At 64.6% G+C, this 21,261-nt stretch carries 21 protein-coding genes and 1 pseudogene; 7 read left to right on the forward strand and 15 right to left on the reverse strand.

What is annotated here, in order from left to right:
* Positions 1–29: 29 nt before the first annotated feature.
* Complete coding sequence (locus ACTORR_RS17345) at positions 30–323, reverse strand: hypothetical protein (protein ID WP_012270337.1); 294 nt, start codon at positions 321–323, stop codon at positions 30–32.
* Positions 324–400: 77 nt separating this feature from the next.
* Between ACTORR_RS17345 and pbpC the strand changes: the two genes are divergently transcribed.
* Together pbpC and ACTORR_RS17355 are read left to right on the forward strand one after the other, a co-directional pair.
* Complete coding sequence (pbpC, locus tag ACTORR_RS17350; RefSeq protein ID WP_262109667.1) at positions 401–2,755, forward strand: peptidoglycan glycosyltransferase PbpC; 2,355 nt, start codon at positions 401–403, stop codon at positions 2,753–2,755.
* A 90-nt stretch (positions 2,756–2,845) separates the two neighbouring features.
* The gene (locus tag ACTORR_RS17355) at positions 2,846–4,507 is read left to right on the forward strand and encodes a ShlB/FhaC/HecB family hemolysin secretion/activation protein (protein WP_313364555.1); all 1,662 of its coding nucleotides are present in this window, start codon (positions 2,846–2,848) and stop codon (positions 4,505–4,507) included.
* A gap of 40 nt (positions 4,508–4,547) precedes the next feature.
* Here the strand turns inward: ACTORR_RS17355 and ACTORR_RS17360 are convergent, their stop codons facing one another.
* The 8 genes from ACTORR_RS17360 to ACTORR_RS17395 all read right to left on the reverse strand — a co-directional run bounded on the left by ACTORR_RS17360 (position 4,548) and on the right by ACTORR_RS17395 (position 10,656).
* Positions 4,548–5,333, reverse strand: coding sequence for a response regulator transcription factor (locus ACTORR_RS17360; protein ID WP_409521006.1), 786 nt, complete (start codon positions 5,331–5,333; stop codon positions 4,548–4,550).
* Positions 5,334–5,448: 115 nt separating this feature from the next.
* Positions 5,449–5,919, reverse strand: coding sequence for an A24 family peptidase (locus tag ACTORR_RS17365; RefSeq protein ID WP_313364557.1), 471 nt, complete (start codon positions 5,917–5,919; stop codon positions 5,449–5,451).
* A gap of 167 nt (positions 5,920–6,086) precedes the next feature.
* Positions 6,087–6,656, reverse strand: coding sequence for a DUF4136 domain-containing protein (locus tag ACTORR_RS17370; protein ID WP_099814397.1), 570 nt, complete (start codon positions 6,654–6,656; stop codon positions 6,087–6,089).
* Between the two features lie 19 nt (positions 6,657–6,675).
* Positions 6,676–7,311 (reverse strand): DUF4136 domain-containing protein, encoded by a 636-nt coding sequence (locus tag ACTORR_RS17375; protein ID WP_054886782.1) that lies wholly within the window; start codon positions 7,309–7,311, stop codon positions 6,676–6,678.
* Between the two features lie 22 nt (positions 7,312–7,333).
* Positions 7,334–8,083 (reverse strand): methyltransferase domain-containing protein, encoded by a 750-nt coding sequence (locus tag ACTORR_RS17380; protein WP_054886783.1) that lies wholly within the window; start codon positions 8,081–8,083, stop codon positions 7,334–7,336.
* Positions 8,080–8,385 (reverse strand): MazG-like family protein, encoded by a 306-nt coding sequence (locus ACTORR_RS17385; RefSeq protein WP_313364558.1) that lies wholly within the window; start codon positions 8,383–8,385, stop codon positions 8,080–8,082. Before ACTORR_RS17385 ends, ACTORR_RS17380 begins: the two co-directional genes overlap by 4 nt.
* Positions 8,386–8,449: 64 nt before the next feature.
* Positions 8,450–9,301, reverse strand: coding sequence for a MaoC family dehydratase (locus ACTORR_RS17390; RefSeq protein ID WP_313364559.1), 852 nt, complete (start codon positions 9,299–9,301; stop codon positions 8,450–8,452).
* A 2-nt stretch (positions 9,302–9,303) separates the two neighbouring features.
* On the reverse strand, positions 9,304–10,656 hold the full coding sequence (locus ACTORR_RS17395) for a 3-oxoacyl-ACP reductase (RefSeq protein ID WP_313364560.1): 1,353 nt from the start codon (positions 10,654–10,656) through the stop codon (positions 9,304–9,306).
* Positions 10,657–10,773: 117 nt separating this feature from the next.
* Here ACTORR_RS17395 and ACTORR_RS17400 point away from each other — a divergent pair, with 117 nt between their 5' ends.
* A complete protein-coding gene (locus tag ACTORR_RS17400) occupies positions 10,774–12,051 on the forward strand; it encodes an acetyl-CoA C-acetyltransferase (protein WP_313364561.1) in 1,278 nt (425 codons plus the stop codon).
* A gap of 58 nt (positions 12,052–12,109) precedes the next feature.
* Positions 12,110–12,889 (forward strand): AraC family transcriptional regulator, encoded by a 780-nt coding sequence (locus tag ACTORR_RS17405; RefSeq protein WP_262109677.1) that lies wholly within the window; start codon positions 12,110–12,112, stop codon positions 12,887–12,889.
* A 58-nt stretch (positions 12,890–12,947) separates the two neighbouring features.
* Here ACTORR_RS17405 and ACTORR_RS17410 read toward each other — a convergent pair whose 3' ends face one another.
* The 5 genes and pseudogenes from ACTORR_RS17410 to ACTORR_RS17430 all read right to left on the reverse strand — a co-directional run bounded on the left by ACTORR_RS17410 (position 12,948) and on the right by ACTORR_RS17430 (position 18,326).
* Positions 12,948–13,715: a methyl-accepting chemotaxis protein gene (locus ACTORR_RS17410; protein WP_371263267.1), complete on the reverse strand. Its 768-nt coding sequence runs from the start codon at positions 13,713–13,715 to the stop codon at positions 12,948–12,950.
* A 90-nt stretch (positions 13,716–13,805) separates the two neighbouring features.
* Positions 13,806–14,942 (reverse strand): annotated as a pseudogene (locus ACTORR_RS17415) (cache domain-containing sensor histidine kinase); the annotation flags it as partial.
* 139 nt (positions 14,943–15,081) lie between these two features.
* On the reverse strand, positions 15,082–15,486 hold the full coding sequence (gene cueR / locus ACTORR_RS17420; protein ID WP_054886790.1) for a Cu(I)-responsive transcriptional regulator: 405 nt from the start codon (positions 15,484–15,486) through the stop codon (positions 15,082–15,084).
* Positions 15,483–17,882 carry a heavy metal translocating P-type ATPase gene (locus ACTORR_RS17425; protein WP_099814402.1) on the reverse strand — a complete coding sequence of 800 codons (2,400 nt, stop codon included), beginning with the start codon at positions 17,880–17,882 and terminating at the stop codon, positions 15,483–15,485. The genes cueR and ACTORR_RS17425 overlap by 4 nt, the downstream gene beginning before the upstream one ends.
* Positions 17,883–17,939: 57 nt before the next feature.
* Positions 17,940–18,326, reverse strand: a complete 387-nt coding sequence (locus ACTORR_RS17430) for a hypothetical protein (protein ID WP_054886792.1) — start codon at positions 18,324–18,326, stop codon at positions 17,940–17,942.
* Positions 18,327–18,471: 145 nt separating this feature from the next.
* On the opposite strand from ACTORR_RS17430, the gene ACTORR_RS17435 reads away from it, so the two are divergent.
* On the forward strand, positions 18,472–18,669 hold the full coding sequence (locus tag ACTORR_RS17435) for a heavy-metal-associated domain-containing protein (protein ID WP_054886793.1): 198 nt from the start codon (positions 18,472–18,474) through the stop codon (positions 18,667–18,669).
* A 105-nt stretch (positions 18,670–18,774) separates the two neighbouring features.
* A complete protein-coding gene (locus ACTORR_RS17440; protein ID WP_313364563.1) occupies positions 18,775–19,956 on the forward strand; it encodes a multidrug effflux MFS transporter in 1,182 nt (393 codons plus the stop codon).
* Here ACTORR_RS17440 and ACTORR_RS17445 read toward each other — a convergent pair.
* Complete coding sequence (locus tag ACTORR_RS17445) at positions 19,907–20,104, reverse strand: hypothetical protein (RefSeq protein ID WP_082433666.1); 198 nt, start codon at positions 20,102–20,104, stop codon at positions 19,907–19,909. The genes ACTORR_RS17440 and ACTORR_RS17445 overlap by 50 nt on opposite strands.
* Positions 20,105–20,555: 451 nt before the next feature.
* On the opposite strand from ACTORR_RS17445, the gene ACTORR_RS17450 reads away from it, so the two are divergent.
* Positions 20,556–21,257, forward strand: a complete 702-nt coding sequence (locus ACTORR_RS17450) for an ArsR/SmtB family transcription factor (protein ID WP_054886795.1) — start codon at positions 20,556–20,558, stop codon at positions 21,255–21,257.
* Positions 21,258–21,261: the final 4 nt, after the last annotated feature.

Consider the following 21,261-nt stretch of genomic DNA (forward strand, 5'->3'; position numbering starts at 1 on the left):
CCATTCGCGACACAAGGCCGCTCCTACAATCAGTGAATGACCCAACTCATCACCCACAACCCCAACACCAGCCAGATGATCCCGAGGATGATCGAGGCACGCATGAAGGCGCGGATCGCCGAGTACAGCAGCATCAGGCCGATGATCAGGGCGAGGATGCTGAGCAGCGAGGTGTCCATGCCCAATGTGCGTGCCAGGCCATCGATGAAATTGCCCCCGGCGTTGGCCAGCAGGTTGAACAGGCCGCTCAAGGCGTCGACGATGAAGCGGATCAACGACCCCAGTGCCTGGCCAAGCCACTCGAAAAAACCTTCTACATGCATAGTTGCTTCCTGATGAACGAATCGGCACGTTTGCCGTTCCCAAGCCTTTGGCCACTACCTGGCCAGGTCGGTTCCCGATGCCAAGCTTAGCGCGGCCACGTACCCGAGCGGGAAGGCTCGTGCGTGCTGCCGCGGTCAGCATCCTGGTGTTGCTCGGCCTGTTGTGGCTGGCCGACCGCATCTGGCCGCTACCGTTGCCGGGCAACGACCTGGCAAGGGTGGTGCTGGCTGAAGACGGCACACCATTGTGGCGTTTTGCCGATGCCGATGGGGTATGGCGCTATCCGGTCAGCCCGGAGGATATTTCGCCCCTTTACCTGCAGGCCCTGTTGACCTACGAAGACCGCTGGTTCTACCAGCACCCGGGGGTCAACCCGCTGGCGCTGGCGCGGGCGGTCTGGCTCAACCTGCGCGGTGGGCGGGTAGTGTCCGGCGGCAGCACGTTGTCGATGCAGGTTGCCCGTCTGCTCGACCCGCATGATCGCACCTTGGCCGGCAAGCTGCGGCAGCTGTGGCGCACTGCACAACTGGAGTGGCACCTGTCCAAGCGCGAAATCCTGCAGATCTACCTGAACCGTGCGCCGTTCGGCGGTACCTTGCAGGGCGTGGCAGCGGCCAGCTGGGCTTACCTGGGCAAGTCGCCACAGCAGCTGACACCCGCCGAAGCTGCCCTGCTGGCCGTGTTGCCGCAGGCACCGAGCCGCTTGCGCCCGGACCGCCACCCGGCGCGTGCCCAACGCGCCCGCGACAAGGTGTTGCAGCGCCTGGACGAGTACCAGGTGTGGCCGGCGCAACAGATCAAGGAGGCGGTTGAGGAACCATTGCTGCTGGCCCCGCGTCAGGAACCCGCGCTGGCTCCGTTGCTGGCGCGGCGGCTGTACACCGCTGACAGCCCGACGTTGATTCGCACTACCCTCGACGCCTCCTTGCAACGACGCCTGGAAGACCTGTTGCTGGGTTGGCGGGCGCGCTTGCCGGAGCGCACCTCGGCGGCGATTCTGGTGGTCGAGGCCCAGACCATGGCGGTACGCGCTTACCTGGGCTCGATCGACCTGAACGACGAGCGCCGTTTTGGCCATGTCGACATGGTCCGCTCATTACGCTCGCCCGGCTCGACGCTCAAGCCGTTTCTTTACGGTCTGGCCATGGATGATGGCCTGATTCACTCCGAATCGCTGTTGCAGGATGTGCCGCGGCGCTACGGCGACTATCGCCCCGGCAATTTCTCGATGGGCTTCAGCGGCCCGGTCTCCGCCAGTTCAGCGCTGGCGCTGTCGCTCAACTTGCCAGCGGTGCAATTGCTCGAAGCCTATGGCCCCAAGCGCTTTGCCGCGCAGTTACGCATGGCCGGCGTGCCGTTGGCGCTGCCGCCATTGGCCGAGCCCAACCTGGCATTGATTCTGGGCGGTGCCGGCAGCCGTCTGGAGGACCTGGTAGGCGGTTATGCGGCACTGGCCCGGGGTGGCAACAGTGCGCAGGTACGCCTGCAACCGCAGGATCCATTGCTGGAGCGCCAGTTGATGTCGCCAGGCGCGGCCTGGATCATCCGGCGCATCCTCAGTGGCCAGGCGCGGCCCGACCGTGACCCGCATGCCGAACTGGTACAGCGGCCGCAATTGGCCTGGAAGACCGGCACCAGCTATGGCTTCCGCGATGCCTGGTCGATCGGCGTCGGGCCGCGCTACCTGATCGGTGTCTGGATCGGTCGGCCCGATGGCACGCCCGTGCCCGGGCAGTTCGGCCTGGCCTCGGCGGCCCCGCTGATGCTGCAAGTGCATGACCTGCTGAGCAACCGCGACAGCCAGCGAGGCATCCGGCTGCCAGTGGAACGCGTGCCGGACAGTGTTGGTGTGGCTGCCATCTGCTGGCCGCTGGGCCAGCCCATGAACCGGCAGGACCCGAACTGCCGGCGCCAGCGCTTTGCCTGGACCCTCGATGGCACCACGCCTCCCACCTTGCAGGCCGCCGACCAGCCGCTTGGCCTGGGGCTGCGCGAAAGCATCTGGGTCAATGCCCAGGGCCTGCGCGTGGACGGCAGTTGCCCCGGGGCCAAGGCGCTCGACATCGCTTTGTGGCCAGCGCCCCTTGAACCTTGGTTGCCACGCGTCGAGCGGCGTGCAGCGCGGCTGCCGGCGGTGGACCCGAGCTGCCCGCCACAGGTACCGGCCAGCGCGCCGCCGCTGTCGATCGTCGGCGTGCGCCCCGGCGACCACCTGCGGCGCCCAGCCACCAGCAGCGAACCCTTGCAGTTGCATGTGTCTGCCCTCGGCGGTGGCGGGCGGCGCTGGTGGTTCCTCAACGGCCAGCCGCTGGGTGAAAGCGAAGGGCAGGGCAGCATGCTGGTGCGGTTCGACCAGGCCGGGCAGTTCGAGATCAGTGCCTTGGACGAAAGTGGAGAAACCGCGCGGGTGGCGTTCCAGGTCAACGAGTAGGGTTCGACGTTTACAAGGGCAGCACCTACGCTTGCACGTGACGGGTGAGGCCGGCGACGCCCCGGTACCCAAGGGATTGTGGAGCGACCTATGCGTCTTCTGCTGATGCCCCTGCTGCTGTCGCCCTGGGCCAGTCTGCTGCTTGCCGAGCCATTGCCGGTGTTTCTCGACGGCCATGAATACGAGCGCCGCCTGCCCAGCGCGAACCTGCCGATCGATGCCTACCGCCCCCGTGCTGCGGACCTGCACCTGGCGCCGCCCATGATCCCCACCGGGACGCCGCCACGGGCGACGCGTTTCGTGCTGCACAAGGTGCGCTTCGAGGGCGGGACAGTCTACCCGTTGAGCGAATTGCGCGAGCATTACCAACCCTTGATTGGCCGTGAAGTGAGTGTTGGCGAGCTGCAGCAGTTCACCGAGCGCCTGACCCAGCGCTACCAGCGCGACGGCTACCTGCTATCGCAGGCCTACCTGCCGGATCAGGATTTTGCCGATGGTCGCGTGCAGGTCGTGCTGGTCGAGGGGTATGTCCACGACGTTCGACGGCAAGGCGATGTCGGGCCCGCTGGCGCCTACCTCGAGGCGCTGCTGGAGCACTTGCGGGCGGAACGCCCTCTGACCCGGGCGACGCTCGACCGCTTCATCGGCCTGGCCCAGCGCATACCCGGTGTGACCTTGCAGGCTGACCTGGATCGGGCGGAGCACAGTGATGGGGCCGCGCAGCTTACCGTGCGGGCCTGGCGCAAGACCCTCGATATGGCAGTGGCGTTCAGCGATGGCAGCCGCGATGGCCCGCAGGGGTTGTTCAAGGTGTCCAGCAATGCCCAGACGCGTTTTGCCGAGCAGTTGACGGCCAGCGTGTTGCTGCCACCGGGTGATGACCACAGCCATTACCAGCGCCTGGATTACAGCCAGCACTTGGATGCACAAGGCAGCCAGCTGCTGCTTTCAGCCGCTCGCTACCGCAGCGAGCCGGGCACACCTGTGCGTGCGGTGCATGGTTCGCAATTCTTCCGGCGGATAGAAAGCGAGCGTTATGCAATCGGGCTTGGCCAACCGGTGATCGTCACGGCCGATGAATGGCTGGCGATGACAGGGCATGTGTATGCGGTCAGTGAGCATGACGAAGCGCTCAACGGTGGCCGGGCACGCATCGACACCTCTGTACGTGCGCTGTCGTTCGAAGGCGACTGGCGCAAGGTCGAGGCCGGGCGGTTTCGCTGGGTCAGCGCCGGGGTGTATCAGGGGCTGGATTACCTGGGCGCTCGCACCGATGCGGATTACGACATGGACTTCCTGCGCTTTCGCGTGGCCGGGTTGCAGAGCGACCCGCTGTCGCAACGCTGGCAGGGCGTGCTGTCAGGCGCCTTGTACTGGACCGATGACCGGCTGCCCGACAGCGAGCATGCGGTCTTCGGCGGGCAGCATTTCGGCTATGGCTATCCGCAGGATCAGGCGGCGGGTGACAAGGGCTGGGGTGTCGCCTACGAGCTGAACTACAGCTTTACGCGTGGCGCTGGCTGGGTGCGGCTGATGCAGCCGTATGTGCTGCTGGATGCTGCGCAGGCCTGGTACAACGGCGGACCACTCGAAGATGCCAGGATGCGTTCCGTGGCGTTGGGTGTGCGGCTGGGGGAGGGGCGGTACGGCAATGTGGCGCTGGAGGTGGCCAAGCCACTGGCCGATGTGGCCTTGGACAGCATGAGCAGAAGCCCACGCTGGACGGTGAGCTTCAACTACCGGTTGGAGTGAATCCAGGCGATACCGGCCTCATGGAACGCCTGGGAGGCTCTTAGTGCGTGGTAAACCGCTGGTGCACAGGAGACGAACTTGGCGTCAACGCCAACGCCAATTGGGTGCGGTTGTGCATGTGGGTCAAACGCAACACTTGCGACACATACAGCTTCACAGTGTTCTCGGTGATCCCCAGTTCGCAGGCAATCTGGTAGTTGGTCTTGCCCTTGCTTACCAGCCGGGCGACCTCCAGTTGCCGCGGAGACAGCTTCTCGAACGCTGCCGGCAGATCGCCTTCGGACTCTTCCACGACATCGGTGGCGCGACGGTGAACGCCCTGGCCTCGGGCTTTTTCCAGGTCCTGATACAGCTCGTCTATGGAACCGGCCAGGTCCTGCAGGCGCTGGTTGAGGTTGCCCAGGTCCTGGAGATTGGATCTGCGCTCCCGTAGCACTTGTTCCTGGCGGCGCACGCCCTCGAGCAGTTCGTCGAAGTTCATGGGCTTCTGGTAGTAATCGGCGAAACCTTCACGCAGGGCGCGGATCACGTCCTGCTTGTCGGCGCGCCCGGTAAGCATGATGGCTTCGAACATGCGCTGGCGCCCGGCAATGTCCTTCAGTGCCTGCATGAGCTCGATGCCATCGCGTTTGGGCATGTGCAGGTCGCACAACACCAGGCCAATCGTGTCGTCGGCGATGAACCGTTCGATGGCTTCGTTGGTGGAGTGGGCCGCAACGCAAGGGTGGCCCTCGGACAGAAGGAATTCACACAATTGTTCGACGATCAGCGGCTGGTCATCCACTACCAGAACTTTCACATCACTCAATGACTTGGTCACGATCAACTCCCTGTTCGTAAATGACCCTGGCTCCCGAGCCAGACGCACTGGCAGCTTAAAAAATAGACGCTGCCTGCGATTCTGTACAAGTCTTGTACAAGTGATCGGACCGTTTGAATGCTCATTGGATCCATACGGCAGTCAATAAAAAGCCTGCCAGCACGTAGGGCACGAATGCTTGTTTGTCGCCCATTTGTTCAGTGAGTGTGGCCAGGCGCTTCTTCACCCTGGGGTTGAGCAGCGTCCAAAGGCGCCTGCGGGTCAGCAACCAGAGCACCACGCTGACCCCGGCTCCGATGAAGGTGCCGAGCACGTATTGCGGGCTGGTAGCAAGCGCCAGCGCCCCCATCAGCTTGACGTCGTCGGCGCCGAAGCGGCCCAGCATGTAGCCTGGCAGCGTCAGCAGCATGACAATGGCCAGGGCCCAGCCGGCGTCGCTGGCATCGGCGCCGATCCATGAGTGGCCCGTGGCAAACAGCCAGACCAGTGCGCCAGCGGCGAAACCCAGGGTCAGCATATTGGCGATCTGGCGTTCGCGGATATCTTGTTCGGTGCACAAGGCAAGCCACATCAAAAGAACAATGCTTTGCATCGGCAGGCCGCCTTTCCCATTCGTTGAACACTGCTACCCGATCAGTCAGGTTTCCTAATCAGGGTAGACGCGATCTGACGAACGGGCATGGTCGACCGGCAAAAAGGTCGTTGCAGGTGCGGTCCGGTGTCGCGAAAAGGGCCGCGAAGCGGCCCCCTGCGATTGGCTTACTTGACCCGGCCCGGAGGGTAGTTGCCGAGCACCTGGGCAACGGTCTTCTGAATGGCGCTGTTACGCTCGTCGGGGCTAGGCGGATAGTTGTTCATGATCTGTTCGGCACTGCCGCGCCAGACCAGCTTGCCGTCACGGCCATCGAACATGTCGATCTGGATGGTAGCCACCTTGTAATCGACACTGCGGGTTTCGTTGTACATCGGCCCGCCCCAATAGCCGTTCCAGTAGCCGCCCCAAGCCCCGCCATAGTTGGTGGTGATCTGCTGCTGGCGTTGTTCGACGATCAGGTAGGCACGGACGGTGACGTCAGGCCGGGCATTACCCTGGGCTGGGCGCAGACCACGCTGGTCAAGCTGGTCGGTGACCGCGGCACGGATGCGTTGTTCGGTCAGGTCGCTCTTGATGCGTGGATCATCCGGGCGATACTGCAGGCCCGGTTCCTGCCATGCCCAGCTGCGGTAGGCAGCGAAATCGCGGCTGGCATCGAAATCCTGCTGAACGTTGTTGCTGGAGCAGGCGGCCAGCAGCAGCGCGAATGACAGTAGAACGAGGCGGCGCAACATGGTGGTTCTCCGTTAGGCATTAACTGGGAGGATAGCCGCTGAGCGCCTTGTGAACCGATTCGCGCAGGGCGGTCTCGCGATCGCGCGGCGAGCCTTTGTCGCTGCCGCTTTCAGCGCTGGCGCTCCACACCGGCTGGCCGTTGCGGGCATCGAACAGGTCGATGCGCACCACCATCACCTCCACTTCGTAGGTGCGTACGACCGGCACGCTGCCGTAGGCGCCGTAACCATTGCGGTAGCCGCCGAAACCGACACTGCCGTAGGGGTACGGGCCGTAATACGGGTCGTAGTAGTCATAGTCGCGCACCTGGCGCAGGCGCCGTTCCAGGCGCATGTCGGCGCTCACCAGCAGGTCGCCGGTGGCGCCGCGAGCAGGACGCAGGCCATGTTGGTCGAGGGCACCACTGACGGCGTCGGCGATTTGTGCCGGGTCGGCGTCGGCATTGCCGCTTGGCAGCTGGCCGTCGCGCCAGCTCCAGCTGCGGTAGTGGCCATAGTCACGCGTTGGCGCCGGGTAGGCACTGGCGTCGAAGGAGTTGGCCGCTTGCGCAGGGGCTGGCGGCAGCGGACGGCTGCTGGCCACGTAGGGGTTGCTGGCCTGACAGGCGGCCAGGGCGAGCGGCAGCAGGGCCAGGCACATCTGACGGTACGGCATGTATCCCTCCCGGAGGGCGCAATCAGCGGGGGCGGCACACCCAGTGCAGGTAGCGGCCAAGCCCGGCAAAACTTGGGTGACGGCGGTGGGCCAGTTCCATTTCCAGCAGGTCGAGCAACTCGGCCTTGTCCTGGAATTCCTTGGGCATGTAGTCATGGAAGACGCGCACGCCGCTCTCGCTTTCAACGTGCCACACCCCCTCAAGTTGCGCCTTCAGTTCCCGTGGATCAAGCGGTTTTTGCGGGGTCAGGCTTTGCTTTTCACCTTCCAGGCGGTTGCTGCGCAACTTGCGGAAATGGCCCTTGAGCAAGTTGCGGTAGACCAGCGCATCGCGGTTGTAGAACGCAAGCGACAGCCAGCCCTCCGGGCTGGTCAGCTGGTGCAGCACCGGCAGGATGCTCTGCGGTTCGGCCAGCCATTCCAGCACAGCGTGGCAGAGCACCAGGTCATAAGGCTCGGTGAGCTGGCCAAGCAGCTCTTGCCAGGGCGCCTGGATGAAGGTTGCCGATTGGCCCGCTTCTGCGAAGCGTGCCCGGGCGCCCTCCAACATCGGCGCGGCGGGTTCGGCCAGCGTTACATCGTGCCCGCGCTGGGCCAGCCACAAGGCCATGTGACCGAGGCCTGCGCCGATGTCGAGCACCCGCAACGGTCGGTCGGGCAGCGCGTCGGCCAGGTCGGCCTGGAGCACGGCTAGGCGAATGGCACCTTTGGCACCGCCATAGATCTTTTCAGCAAAGCGTGTGGCCAGTTGGTCGAAGTGACGGTCATTCATCGTGCGAAACGCCTCTCGCTGTCGGCCAGCTTGGCGCGCACCACCTGCTCCATGTCCAGGCCCAGCTCGCTGCACAGCAGCAACAGGTAGAGCACCACGTCGCCGACTTCCTGGCCGGCGTGGGCCAGCTGCTGGGCGGGCAGCTGGCGCGATTGGTCCTCGCTCAGCCACTGGAAGATTTCCACCAGCTCGGCCATTTCCACGCTGGCCGCCATGGCAAGGTTTTTCGGGCTGTGGAAGCTGCGCCAGTCATTGTTGTCGCGGATCCGATGCAGGCGTTCGGTGAGTTCTTGCAGGTTCATCTGGGTCTCCTAATGCCGCATAGCTTCTGCCCAGGCCCGATGCAAAGCAAGTGCAATCAGGGCGCTAGAGCACGGCCCAGCGCCCGACCATGTGCAGCACCCCACCCTGTCCGTCCAGCCTCAATTCACCCGCCGGCCCCGCTTCGCTGGCGCTCAGGACAACCTCCGATGGCAAGCGCACCGGTTTGCGGAAGTCCACCGCGAAGCGATAACCACTGTTGGGCATATGCGTGCGCAGGGCTGCCAACGCCATGGCATTGCTCCACATGCCATGGGCGATGGCCTCGGGGAAGCCGAACAGGCGAGCGCTGACGGCACTCAGGTGAATCGGGTTGTAGTCACCACAGACCTTGGCGTAGCGCCGGCCGATATCACTGTCGGCATACCAGCGGGTGACCTCCGGCAGCGCCGCGGGCTCGGTTAACTGGCTTTCGCCGAACGGCTCCTCCAGCTTCAGGCCACGCACCAGCATACGGCTGGTTTCGCGCCACAGCAGGCCCAAGCCATCCTCGGCTTCGGTGACCAGGTCAAAGGTGCCGCCCTTGGCATGGGCTTGCAGATTGTCGGCGTACACCGCAAAGCGCAGCCCGTCGATGCCACCCAGCGGGCGGAGCACGTCGATGCGGTTGTGCAGGTGCACCAGCCCGAGCAACGGAAAAGGGAAGTCGTGGGCGGTCAGCAGTTGCAGCTGAAGGGTGAACGCCATTATGTGTGGGTAGGTGCCAGGCAGGCGGCCATCGTCGGTGAAATGGCAGAGCCGACGATAGGCCGCCAGGTTGCCGGGCTGCACTCGGATAAAGCTGCGCAGACCGCCGGCGGGCAGGGTAGCGCCGCTGATCTTGCGTTTACTGGCGGCGCGCAGGTAGAGGCTGGCGCGTGAGTCCGGGCTGTGCAGGTCTTGCCATTGGCGGCTCATGTTCAGGCCCCCATCAAGGCCTGGCCGCAGACGCGCAGCACTTGGCCGTTGACCGCGCCAGAGCCTGGCTGGCTAAGCCAGGCGATGGCTTCGGCGACGTCCTGCGGGCGCCCGCCCTGGCCCAGTGAACTCAGGCGCCGCCCGGCCTCGCGCAGGCCAATGGGCATGGCGGCGGTCATGTGGGTTTCGATGAACCCAGGCGCCACCGCATTGATGCTGCCGCCGCGCTCGGCAAGCTTCGCTGCCCAGGCCTCGGCGAAGCCGATCAGGCCGGCCTTGCTCGCGGCATAGTTGGCCTGGCCGCGGTTGCCGGCGATACCGCTGACCGACGCCAGCAGGGTAATACGTGCGTTGTCGCCCAGCGCACCCCCGTCATACAAGGCTTGGGTCAGTACCTGCGGGGCCTTGAGGTTGACTGCCAGTACCGCGTCCCAGTACTCCGGGGTCATGTTGGCCAGGGTCTTGTCGCGGGTAATGCCGGCGTTGTGCACGACGATATCGATGCCCTCGGGCAGGGCTTCGAGCAGTTTCGCGGCGGCATCGCTGGCGCAAATGTCCAGGCCCAAGGCCTTGCCACCCAGGCGTGCGGCGAGGGCGTCGAGCTCCTGCTGGGCCTGGGGCACGTCGAGCAGCATCACCTCGGCGCCATCACGCGCGAGGGTTTCGGCGATGGCGGCGCCGATGCCGCGTGCAGCGCCCGTGACCAGCGCGCGACGGCCACCGAGCGGGCGGGTCCAGTCTTCGACCTGGGTTGCGCAGGCCTGCAGGCGCAGGACCTGGCCGGAAACAAAGGCGCTCTTGGGTGACAGGAAGAAGCGCAAGGCCCCTTCGAGCTGAGCTTCAGCGCCCGTCGCCACATACAGCAACTGCGCCGTAGCGCCGTTGCGCAGCTCTTTGGCCAGCGAACGGCAGAAGCCTTCCAGGGCGCGCTGGGCGACGCTGGCCATCGGGTCGTCAAGGGATTCAGGCGCACGTCCAAGGATCACCACGTGGGCACACGGGGCGAGGCTGCGCAGCAGGGGCTGGAAGAATTCGCGCAATTGTTTCAACTGGTCGCTGTCGGACAGATGGCTGGCGTCGAACACCACGGCCTTGAGCTTCGGCCCCAGGCCGGCGACCCAAGCGGGGGCCTGCAAGCCGTCGCCATTGAAGCTGAACAGCGTTTCGGTCAGGCGCGGGGCAATGGCCTCGACCTGATTCGCCTGTGGCCCGCCACCCAGCACCAGCGCGCCCTCCACCGGACGCAGGCGGCCCGCCTGCCAGCGCTCCAGCGGCGCTGGGCGCGGCAGGCCAAGGGCATCGACGAGGCGGCGCCCGAGCTGGGAGTTGGCAAAGCCGAGATAGCGATCGCTCATGTGCGGGTCTCCAGAAGGCAAGCTTGCAAGTGTGGACCAAGTTTGTGGCAAGGTCGTTCGAATGCGGCAAAAACACCTAGGCTGTACGGATCAAATTGTTGCAGGAGGAGCAAACGCATGCGTTCAACTCGCCGGGTCGCGATCCTGGGCGGCAACCGTATCCCTTTCGCCCGCTCCAACGGCGCCTACGCCACCGCCAGCAACCAGGCGATGCTGACCGCAGCCCTGGAGGGCCTGATCGAGCGTTATCGCCTGCACGGGCTGCGCCTGGGCGAAGTGGTGGCCGGTGCGGTACTCAAGCACTCGCGGGACATGAGCCTGACCCGGGAGTGCGTACTCGGTTCGCGCCTGTCGCCGCAGACGCCGGCCTACGATATCCAGCAGGCCTGTGGCACCGGCCTGGAAGCGGCGCTGCTGGTGGCCAACAAGATTGCCCTCGGGCAGATCGACAGCGGTATCGCCGGTGGCGTGGACACCACGTCAGATGCCCCGATCGGCGTCAATGAGGGGCTGCGGCGCATCCTCCTGCAAGCCAATCGCGGCAAGACCTTGGCTGAGCGGCTCAAGCCGTTCCTGCAATTGCGCCCGGGCCACCTGAAACCTGAACTGCCGCGCAATGGCGAACCGCGTACCGGCCTGTCGATGGGCGAGCATTGCGAACGCATGGCGCAAACCTGGGGGATCGATCGCGCCGACCAGGATGCGCTGACCCTGCACAGCCACCAGCGATTGGCGGCCTCGTACAGTGAAGGCTGGCAGAATGACCTGGTGACGCCCTTCCTGGGCCTCTCGCGTGACAACAACCTGCGTGCTGACCTGACCCTGGAGCAGCTGACCAAGCTCAAGCCGTCGTTCGACCGCAGTGGGCTGGGCACGTTGACGCCGGGCAACTCCACGCCGCTGACCGATGGCGCCTCGGTGGTGCTGCTTGGCAGCGAGCAATGGGCTCAACAACAGGGCCTGCCAGTTCTGGCCTATTTGGTCGATGGCGAAACCGCTGCGGTGGACTTCGTCACTGGCCGCGAAGGGCTGTTGATGGCGCCGGTGTACGCAGTGCCGCGCCTGCTGGCACGCAATGGCCTGACCTTGCAGGACTTCGACTACTACGAAATCCACGAAGCCTTTGCGGCCCAGGTGCTGTGCACCCTCAAGGCCTGGGAGGATGCCGAGTACTGCCGGGAGCAGTTGGGGCTTGAGGAAGCGCTTGGCGCCATCGATCGCAGCAAGCTCAACGTCAAAGGCAGCTCGTTGGCGGCAGGCCACCCGTTCGCGGCGACCGGTGGGCGTATTTTGGCCAACCTGGCGAAATTACTGGCAAAGGCGGGGAAGGGACGTGGCTTGATATCCATCTGCGCTGCGGGCGGGCAAGGAGTGACGGTGATCGTCGAGCGTTGACCGAAGGGCGGTGCTGATCTCTGTTAGGCTTGTCTGCTCAGAACTACAAGAATTCGCTATGCAGACGATCGGACATCCGCGTGCCATTCCTGCCCTGGAGCAGTTGCCTCGGCCACTTTATGCCCGTGCGGAAAGCCTTGGCGCGGGGTCCTGGACCACTCGCCACAGCCATGACTGGGTGCAGTTTTCCTACGCCATCAGCGGAGTATTGGGGGTGTATACCGACGATGGCAGCTACTTCGCCCCACCGCAGTGGGGCGTGTGGATACCGGCCGATGCCGAACATGAAGTGGTTACCTCCGGGCAGGCTGAAATGCGCAGCCTTTACATCCGCCGTGATGCCTGCCCCTGGGCGCCGGCGCACTGCCGGGTCCTGGAAGTGACAGCGCTGGCGCGGGAGTTGATCAAGCAGTTTTGCCTGTTCCCGGCTGAATATGCCGAGGGTGACAGTGCCGAAGGCCGCCTGGTCGCCGTGTTGCTCGACCAGTTGCGCACCTTGCCCGAGGTGGGTTTCTCGCTGCCGTTGCCGCGGCACCCCGGCTTGCTGGCGCTGTGCAACGGGCTGATCGCCGCGCCGGACCAGATGCAGACCTTGCAGCAGTGGGCGGTGCAGTTGGGATGTTCGGAAAAGACTTTGATGCGGCTGTTCCAGCGCGAGACCGGGTTGAGTTTTCGCAACTGGCGCCAGCGGATGCGGCTACTGTCGTCGCTGGCGTTGCTGGAGGCAGGGGAGAGCGTGACCGAGGCGGCGCTGGGTTGTGGCTATGATTCGACCTCGGCGTACATTGCGGCCTTCAAGCAGTTGTTCGGGGCGACACCTGGGGAATTGAAGCTTTGATATTGCCTGCACTGGCCCTTACGCGGGTTCACCCGCGAAAGGGCCGGTACTGGAGAAATCAGGTGCGGAAGCGACGCACCAGCGAGTCCAGTTCATTGGACAGCCCGGCCAGGCTCTCGGAGTCCTGACGCGCCGCCTGGGCCAGTTCCGCCACCAGCTGCGCATCGCCATGAATCTGGCTGATATGGCGGTTGATGTCCTCGGCCACCTGGTGCTGTTCTTCCGCCGCCGTGGCGATCTGCGTGTTCATGTCGCGAATGATGTCCACCGACTCGCGGATCTGCCCGAAACTGTCACGGGCCAGGCCAATGCGGCTGACCGACTGCTGCGACACTTCCAGGCTGGCATGCATCTGCTCGGCCACTTCCGCAGTGCGGCTGGCCAGGTTACCCAGCAAACCATCGATTTCCGCCGTGGAGTCGGCCGTGCGCTTGGCCAGTGCCCGAACCTCGTCGGCCACCACGGCAAAGCCTCGGCCCTGCTCGCCGGCGCGGGCCGCTTCGATGGCTGCGTTGAGCGCCAGCAGGTTGGTCTGCTCGGCAATCGAGCGAATGGTGCCGAGGATCGACTGGATGGCGTTGCTGTCGCGCTCCAGTTGCTGGATCGACTGGGCCGACTGCTCGATCTCCTGGCTCAGGCGGTCGACGCTGCTGACGGCCGCGTCGATCTGTTGCTGGCCTTCGCGGGCCTGCTGCTGGCCGCTGTCGGCCGATTGCGCGGCCTGGCTGCAGGAGCGGGCGACTTCATTGGCCGTGGCGACCATTTCGTGGAACGCGGTGGAGACCATGTCCACCGCTTCTCGCTGGCGCCCGGCAGCCTCGGCCATGTCGCTGGAAACCCGGGTGGAGCTGCTGGAGGTGCTGAGGATCTTGCTGGCGGCCGAGCCGATATGCTGGATGAGGCTGCGGATGGCGCCCAAGAACTGGTTGAACCAGTTGGCCAGTTGCGCGGTTTCGTCGCGCCCGCGCACGTCGAGGTTGCGGGTCAGGTCGCCTTCGCCCTGGGCAATGTCTTCAAGGCCGCTGGTGACGCTGTTGATCGGGCGCACGATGAGTTTGGCAAAGGCTGCGCCGACCACGGCGAACAGGGCCGCCAACACCAGTGCGATCACGCCGATCAGCCAGGTCAGGCGAGTGGTGGTCTGCATCACTTCGCTTTGCTGGATGAGGCCGATGAAGGTCCAGCCCAGCTTCTCGTCAGGGTAGACGTTGGCCATGTAGCGCTCGCCATTGATCTGGACCTCAACCAAGCCCTTGCCGGCCTTGGCCAGTTCGGCGTAGCCATCACCGAAGCTCGCCAGCTGCTTGAAGTTGTGGCTGGCATCGCGTGGGTCGACCATCACGTTGCCGTTGTTTTCCACCAGCATCAGGTAGCCGCTTTCGCCCAGCTTGATCTGCTTGACGATCTCGGTAAGGCCTTTGAGCGACACATCGATGTTGACCACGCCCCCGGCGTTGCCGAGCTGGTTGGCCACGGTGCGCACGGTGCTGATCAGCACGGCATCGTCGGCAGCCCAGTAATAGGCGCCGGTGCGTACGGTCTTACCGGGGTTGGCCATGGCCAACTGGTACCACGGGCGTGGGCGCGGGTCATAGTTGACGAACTTCTGCCCGGCGGGCCAGCCAACGTAGCCACCATCACTCACGCCGTAGGAAATGTAGGCATAGCCTGGGTGGGACTCTGCCAGGCGGGTGAAAAATTCCAGCAGCTGCTTGTCCTGATCGCCCAATTCGTAGGACGGATTGGCGCTCATGAACTTGTTCAGGTTGTTGCCCGTGAACGCCACCATCGGTTGCGAGGCCAGGTAGGCGACGTTCTGGTCGATGCCCTGGAAGAAGATGTTCATCGCGTTGCTGACCTGGCGGATTTCCCGGCTGCTGCTGTCGAGGAAACCGTCACGCGCTTCGCCGCGCAGGTTGATGACCACCAAGGTGGCTACGAGGACGATGGGCAAGCCCGCGATGATCGCGAAGGCCCATGTCAGTTTCTGTTTGATGTTCATCGACGCTCCCGGGGTTTGTTTTTTTGCACGCGAGGCAGGTAGCCAGTGCATCGGCAGGGTCCGGGGAATTTTTAGTGAAAGTGCCCGTATTTATTGGGCGAAGTCGCATTTGGCGACTATTCGGTCGGCTTTGGGCTAATATGGCATACCAAAGGTGTGCGGCGTGCCGATCTCAGCGCGCTGCATGCTTTCATTGGCAGCATCCTGCGCCATTGGCCAGGTCCTTCAGAATCGGGCAGTCCGGGCGGTCATCCCCATGGCAGTGGGCAACCAGATCGCCCAGGGTGTCACGCAGGCTCACCAGCTCTTCGATGCGCCGGTTCAGCTCATCGATGTGCTGCATGGCCAGCGCCTTGACGTCGGCGCTGGCACGGCCGCGGTCCTGCCACAAGGTCAGCAGCTTGCCTACTTCTTCCAGGGAAAACCCGAGGTCACGGGAGCGCTTGATGAAGGCCAGGCTGTGCAAGTCTTCGGCCTGGTACAAGCGGTAGCCGCTGTCGCTGCGGGTGGCCGGCTTGAGCAGGCCGATGGATTCGTAATAGCGGATCATCTTGGTGCTGAGCCCGCTGCGGCGGGCTGCCTGGCCAATGTTCATCGGGCCTCCTGCGAGGTGCTGGTGGGTTTCCAGGTCTTCAACCACAGGGCATTGCTGACCACGCTGACGCTGGATAACGCCATGGCGGCGCCGGCCAGTACCGGGTTGAGATAGCCAAGCGCGGCCAGGGGAATGCCGATCAGGTTGTAGATGAAGGCCCAGAACAGATTCTGACGGATTTTTGCATAGGTCTTGCGGCTGATCTCCAGCGCGGCGGGCACCAGCCGTGGGTCACCGCGCATCAGGGTGATACCGGCAGCCTGCATGGCCACGTCAGTGCCACCGCCCATGGCGATGCCGATATCGGCAGCGGCCAGGGCCGGGGCATCGTTGATGCCGTCGCCGACCATCGCCACCACACCGTTTTTTTTCAGGGCGGCCACGGTGGCGGCCTTGTCGGCCGGCAGCACTTCGGCATGCACGTCGTCGATGCCAAGGGCATCGGCCACCACCTTGGCGCTGCCGCGGTTGTCGCCGGTCAGCAGGTGGCTGCTGATGTGGCGGGCGTGCAGGGCAGCGATGGCCTGCTCGGCACCCGGTTTGAGGCTATCGCCAAAGGCGAACAGGCCGAGCACGCGAGGTGCTGCACCCCGCTCGATGAGCCACGACAGGGTGCGGCCTTCGGCCTCCCAGGCTTGAGCCTTGGCGGCCAGCTCGCCGGGTTGCAGGTTGCTTTCGTCAAGCAGGCGACGGTTGCCCAACGCCAGTTCGCGGCCTTCCACGCGGCCAGCGATGCCGCGGCCGGTGAGTGACTGGCTGTCAGTCACGGCGGGGACCTCCAGGCCTTGCTCGGCGCAGGCATCCAGCACGGCCTTGGCCAGCGGGTGCTCGCTACCGCGCTGCAGGGCGCCGGCGAGGCGATGCAGGTCGGCGCCGTCAGCGACCAGCGCCTGGCTGTGGACTACGCGCGGGCTGCCGGAAGTGAGGGTGCCGGTCTTGTCGAACACCACGCGATTGACCGCATGGGCACGCTCCAAGGCTTCGGCGTCCTTGATCAGGATGCCATGGCGGGCGGCGACACCGGTGCCGGCCATGATCGCTGCCGGTGTGGCCAGGCCCAGGGCGCACGGGCAGGCGATCACCAGTACGGCGACCGCATTGATCAGCGCGGTCTCCAGCGGTGCACCGGCCAGCCACCAGCCAGTCAAGGTAAGCAGTGCCAGCACCAGCACGGCAGGCACGAACACTTGGCTGACCCGGTCGACCAGCTTCTGGATCGGCGCCTTGGCGGCCTGTGCGTCTTCGACCAGGCGGATGATCCGGGCCAGCACGGTTTCCGTGCCCAGCGCCTGGGTCCGCACCAGCAACCGGCCTTCGCCGTTGATGGCACCGCCGGTGACGCTGTCGCCAGGTTGCTTGGGGACCGGCAGGCTCTCACCGCTGATCAATGCTTCGTCGGCGTGGCTGCTGCCTTCCTCCACCGCACCGTCGACCGGGAAGCGTTCGCCAGGTTTAACCAGAACCAGGTCGCCGAGGCGCAGTTGGGCGATTGCCACGTCTTCTTCGCGGCCGTCGATGACGCGCACGGCCCGCTCCGGGCGCAGGGCTTCGAGGGCGCGAATGGCACTGGCCGTCTGGCGCTTGGCCCGGCTTTCGAGGTACTTGCCCAGCAGCACCAGGGCGATGACTACCGCCGAAGCTTCGAAGTAAAGGTGCGGGGCCATTCCGGCCGGGGCCTTGGCCCATTGGTACAGGCTCAGGCCATAACCCGCGCTGGTGCCCAGGGCGACCAGCAGGTCCATGTTGCCTGCTCCAGCACGCACGGCTTTGTAGGCGGCTTTGTAGAAGCGTGCACCGAGAATGAACTGCACCGGGGTGGCCAGCGCGAACTGCGCCCAGGCGGGCAGCATCCAGTGCAGGCCGAAGGGCTGCACCAGCATCGGCAGCACCAATGGCAGGGCCAGCAACAGCGCGGCAGCGACAGCCAGGCGTTCATTGCGCAGGCGTCGTTGGGCATCCTGCTGATCATCCTTGGCCGCTTGCGGCAGGCTGGCGCTGTAACCGGCTTTTTCGACAGCGGCAATCAGCAGCGCGTCATCGAGCGCCTGCAGCACTTCAAGGTGGGCACGCTCGCTGGCCAGGTTGACGCTGACCTGTTCAACCTCCGGCAATTTGCCGAGGGCGCGCTCCACGCGGCCGACGCAGCTGGCACAGGTCATGCCGCCGATCTGCAGCTCCACGGTCCGGGTCGGCACGCCATAGCCGGCGCCGCGCACGGCTTCAACCAAGGCTGGCAGGCTACCTGCCGGGGCCTGGACCCTGGCCTGTTCAGTGGCGAGGTTGACGCTGACCTGATCGGCGCCGCTGACCTTTCGCAGGGCGCGCTCGACACGGCCCGCACAGCTGGCGCAGGTCATGCCGGAAATCGGCAGGTTGAAAGTGTTGGATGCGGGCATGGCTCTCCTCCTTGGCAGGGCTAGAGCGTCAGCATCAACCTTGCCACGCGGGGAAGGTCAATAGCCCAGGCCGGCTCGCTTCAGTTCAAGACCCTGTGGGCCCATGGCGATGCGGTACTTGCTGATCTGGCCTGCTTGCAGGTTGAGCCGCGTGCTGCGTTGGTCCTCGATACCCGGGGCACACCCCGGCATCTGCCCGGGCAACAGGCGCAGGCGAACATCAATCGGGCCGGGCGGCAGGTTGAAGGACGTTGACTGCTCCTGGAAGACCCGCCCGGAGAGCTGATCGTTGAGATACACGCCGATTTCGCAGCTGGTGGCCACTTCCAGGCGTTCCCGGGAAATGATCAGCACGCTGTAGTCCGAGTTGCCCTCGGCGCTGGCCGGCGGCACCGCCATCAGTGCGGCCAACAGCCCGACAACGCCCACTGCTGTCCTGAACATGAAGAATCTCCTGCTTGCACAATCATCAAAGGCGCAGCTTGGCCGAGGTCCGCGCGGATTTCCAGCCCGGCCGTTTCACGCAGAACTTGACCTTGCCCCGATGGCAAGCTTGAAACTGGGGAAAACCCTGAAGGAGGTAGTCCCCATGCAAGTGTTCAATGTTCAAGGCATGACCTGTGGCCATTGCGTGAAAGCCGTGACTCGTGCAGTACAGGAAAAGGATGCGCAGGCTACCGTGGAAGTCGATCTGCCTGGCCAGCAAGTGCGGGTGCAAAGCTCGCTGGGCGCGGAGCAAGTATTGGCGGCTATTCGAGAGGAAGGCTACCAAGCTGAAGTGGCCTGAACCGAGGTGCCGCACTGCGGCCCTGTTTTGTTGCAAATGTTTTCATGCTGAGGGTGGCCACTGCAGGTAGACTTGGCAGCTTGCTTAGCCTGCTATGGATTCCTGATGAACCTGCGAATGGTGCTGATCCTGGGCGCACTGAGTGCGTTCGGGCCCTTGGCGATCGACTTCTACCTGCCCGCCTTCCCGGCCATGGCGCAGGCGTTCGCCACCGACGAAAAACATGTACAGGCCACCCTGGCGGCCTATTTCCTCGGCCTGTCGATCGGCCAGCTCGCCTACGGGCCGGTGGCGGACCGCTTCGGCCGGCGCAAGCCGCTGTTGTTCGGGGTGGCGCTGTTCACCCTGGCCTCACTGGCCTGTGCTTACGCCCCCAACCTCGACACCTTGATCGTTGCACGCTTTGTCCAGGCGCTGGGCGGCTGCGCTGGCATGGTCCTGTCGCGGGCCATCGTCAGCGACAAGTGCGACCCGGTGGCGTCGGCCAAGGTGTTCTCGCAGTTGATGCTGGTGATGGGCCTGGCCCCCATCCTTGCGCCGATGCTGGGCGGGGTCCTGGTGAACCTGGCCGGTTGGCAGTCGATATTCCTGGCGCTGAGCCTGTTCAGCGCGGCCAGCCTGCTGGCGGTAAGCCTGGGCCTGCCGGAAAGCCTGCCGGCCAGCATGCCGCGCCAGCCGCTATCGGGAGCATTGCGTCAGTACCTGCGGTTATTGACTGACCGGGTGTTCATCGGCCATGCCTTGACCGGCGGTATCGCCATTGCCGGGATGTTTGCCTACATCGCCGGTTCACCGTTCGTATTCATCAAGCTCTATGGCGTACCCGCAGAGCATTATGGCTGGCTGTTCGGTACCAACGCGGCCGGCTTCATTCTGGTCGCCCAGGTCAACGCGCGCTTGCTGGCCAAGCGAGGCCCGGCATTCCTGTTGGTGCGGGCGGTCTGGCTGTACTTGGCAGCAGGCCTGGTATTGCTTGGCGTGGCAGCCTTGCGCCCGGCGCAGTTGTGGCCATTGCTGGTACCGCTGTTCGTCTGCATTGCCAGCCTGGGGTGCATCATCCCCAATGCGTCGGCCTGCGCCATGAGTGGCCAGGGCGCACGGGCAGGCAGTGCTTCGGCGCTGATGGGCTGCCTGCAATTCAGCGTCGCGGCCGCTGCGGCCTCGCTGGTCGGCGTGCTGCATGATGGCAGTGCCGTGCCGATGACGTTGGTGATCAGCCTGTGCGGGGCACTCGTGGTCAGTGTCGCGCTGTTGACCCGGCGTTTGCAGGCCACGCGTCCAGCATGAGCGGGTGAGGTGCCTGCAGGCGGGTTTGCAGGGTGGCGACGAAGGCACGTGCTTCTGCCTCGCTGCGAAAACTCACCACATGCTGGTCGAGCCTTACCTGCCAGGGGCAGTTGGGGTTGCGATTCGACGCACTGACGACAATCTTCATCGTGGCATACCTTCGATTGGGGGAGAGCGGATCAAGTGTAGCGCCGCAGTCTGCTGGCGCCATGGCTAGGGTGAGTGTCCTGACTGGCGGTCCGGGCGCCATTCGCTATGGCCTGTGCGACGTTTCCAGCGGATATGCCTGGATTGATGTGGAAGCTTCGATTTGATTTGCGCTACTTGAGGAAGTGAGCTGTCAGCAGAGTCGCTACTCACTCTGGGCCATCCTTCCTCATGCCCTTTATTTTCCTTTCTCTTCCAGGTTGTGCCGATTCTGGCGCGCGAAAGGGTGGCCCCACCCAACGCTGAATGAGCCCGCTTGAGCATGCGCGGGCCTGCGGGGAGCGGCACAGGCGCGGCTTATACTGGCCCTTGGCAGTTTGCTTGAGAGGCGACCAGCGTAACCAATGCTGGCCTCTGAAACCGGACGTGATCATGCGGGGAGATACAGGGACATGAATGCAGTCAGTAGTATCAGTCAGATTGCCGGCCTGATGGCCGACCCCAAGCGTAGCGCGATGTTGTGGGCGCTAATCGATGGCACACCGCGGCCGACAGATGAACTGGCGATGATGGCCGGCCTGAGCGCGTCGTCGGCCTGTGCCCACCTTTCGTTGCTGTCTTCGGCCGGCCTGCTAAGGCTTGAGGCGCGCGGGCGCAAGCGCTACTTCAGGCTCGCCACACCTCAGGTGGGCGTTGCTGTCGAAGCGCTGGCCAGCGTCCAGCTGGCGTCGACAAAGGGGCCGCGCACGGGGGTGCTGCAGCTGCCGATGTCGATGCGCAGGGCACGTCGCTGTGGCGAACACCTGGGCGGCGAGCTGGCGGGTGAGTTGTATCACCGGCTGGTGGTGGCGGGCTGGCTGGAGGGCAGCGAGCGGGAACTGATGGTCAGTGAGGAGGGGCGAACGCAGCTGGCTGCCATGGGCGTCTACATCGATGCGCTGGCATCGCGGCGGCACTGTGTGATCTGCCACTGCAATGAATGGACCGACCAAGGGCCACACTTGGGCGGTAGCCTTGGTCAGGCGTTGCTCAAACTGTTTCTGCAGTCTGGCTGGATACGCGAACCTGAGGGCACGCGGGTACTGCAGATTTCTGCCGAGGGTGTGCAGCAGATCAACCGTATAGCCCGCGTGACCACCTTGCAGGTCGGTTGACGGC

Source organism: Pseudomonas sp. SAR267 (genome assembly GCF_052077595.1).
Lineage (GTDB): Bacteria > Pseudomonadota > Gammaproteobacteria > Pseudomonadales > Pseudomonadaceae > Aquipseudomonas > Aquipseudomonas vlassakiae.

Coding starts and splice junctions, on each gene's coding strand:
- ACTORR_RS17400 (WP_313364561.1), top strand. CDS start 10,774: ATGCGTTCAACTCGCCGGGTCGCGATCCTGGGCGGCAACCGTATCCCT.
- ACTORR_RS17430 (WP_054886792.1), bottom strand. CDS start 18,326: ATGTTCAGGACAGCAGTGGGCGTTGTCGGGCTGTTGGCCGCACTGATG.
- ACTORR_RS17440 (WP_313364563.1), top strand. CDS start 18,775: ATGAACCTGCGAATGGTGCTGATCCTGGGCGCACTGAGTGCGTTCGGG.
- ACTORR_RS17355 (WP_313364555.1), top strand. CDS start 2,846: ATGCGTCTTCTGCTGATGCCCCTGCTGCTGTCGCCCTGGGCCAGTCTG.
- ACTORR_RS17370 (WP_099814397.1), bottom strand. CDS start 6,656: ATGTTGCGCCGCCTCGTTCTACTGTCATTCGCGCTGCTGCTGGCCGCC.
- ACTORR_RS17450 (WP_054886795.1), top strand. CDS start 20,556: ATGAATGCAGTCAGTAGTATCAGTCAGATTGCCGGCCTGATGGCCGAC.
- cueR (WP_054886790.1), bottom strand. CDS start 15,486: ATGAACATTGGCCAGGCAGCCCGCCGCAGCGGGCTCAGCACCAAGATG.
- ACTORR_RS17365 (WP_313364557.1), bottom strand. CDS start 5,919: ATGCAAAGCATTGTTCTTTTGATGTGGCTTGCCTTGTGCACCGAACAA.
- ACTORR_RS17445 (WP_082433666.1), bottom strand. CDS start 20,104: ATGAAGATTGTCGTCAGTGCGTCGAATCGCAACCCCAACTGCCCCTGG.
- ACTORR_RS17380 (WP_054886783.1), bottom strand. CDS start 8,083: ATGAATGACCGTCACTTCGACCAACTGGCCACACGCTTTGCTGAAAAG.
- ACTORR_RS17375 (WP_054886782.1), bottom strand. CDS start 7,311: ATGCCGTACCGTCAGATGTGCCTGGCCCTGCTGCCGCTCGCCCTGGCC.
- ACTORR_RS17385 (WP_313364558.1), bottom strand. CDS start 8,385: ATGAACCTGCAAGAACTCACCGAACGCCTGCATCGGATCCGCGACAAC.
- ACTORR_RS17435 (WP_054886793.1), top strand. CDS start 18,472: ATGCAAGTGTTCAATGTTCAAGGCATGACCTGTGGCCATTGCGTGAAA.
- ACTORR_RS17425 (WP_099814402.1), bottom strand. CDS start 17,882: ATGCCCGCATCCAACACTTTCAACCTGCCGATTTCCGGCATGACCTGC.
- ACTORR_RS17395 (WP_313364560.1), bottom strand. CDS start 10,656: ATGAGCGATCGCTATCTCGGCTTTGCCAACTCCCAGCTCGGGCGCCGC.
- ACTORR_RS17405 (WP_262109677.1), top strand. CDS start 12,110: ATGCAGACGATCGGACATCCGCGTGCCATTCCTGCCCTGGAGCAGTTG.
- ACTORR_RS17410 (WP_371263267.1), bottom strand. CDS start 13,715: ATGGCCGAGGCTGCCGGGCGCCAGCGAGAAGCGGTGGACATGGTCTCC.
- ACTORR_RS17345 (WP_012270337.1), bottom strand. CDS start 323: ATGCATGTAGAAGGTTTTTTCGAGTGGCTTGGCCAGGCACTGGGGTCG.
- pbpC (WP_262109667.1), top strand. CDS start 401: ATGCCAAGCTTAGCGCGGCCACGTACCCGAGCGGGAAGGCTCGTGCGT.
- ACTORR_RS17390 (WP_313364559.1), bottom strand. CDS start 9,301: ATGAGCCGCCAATGGCAAGACCTGCACAGCCCGGACTCACGCGCCAGC.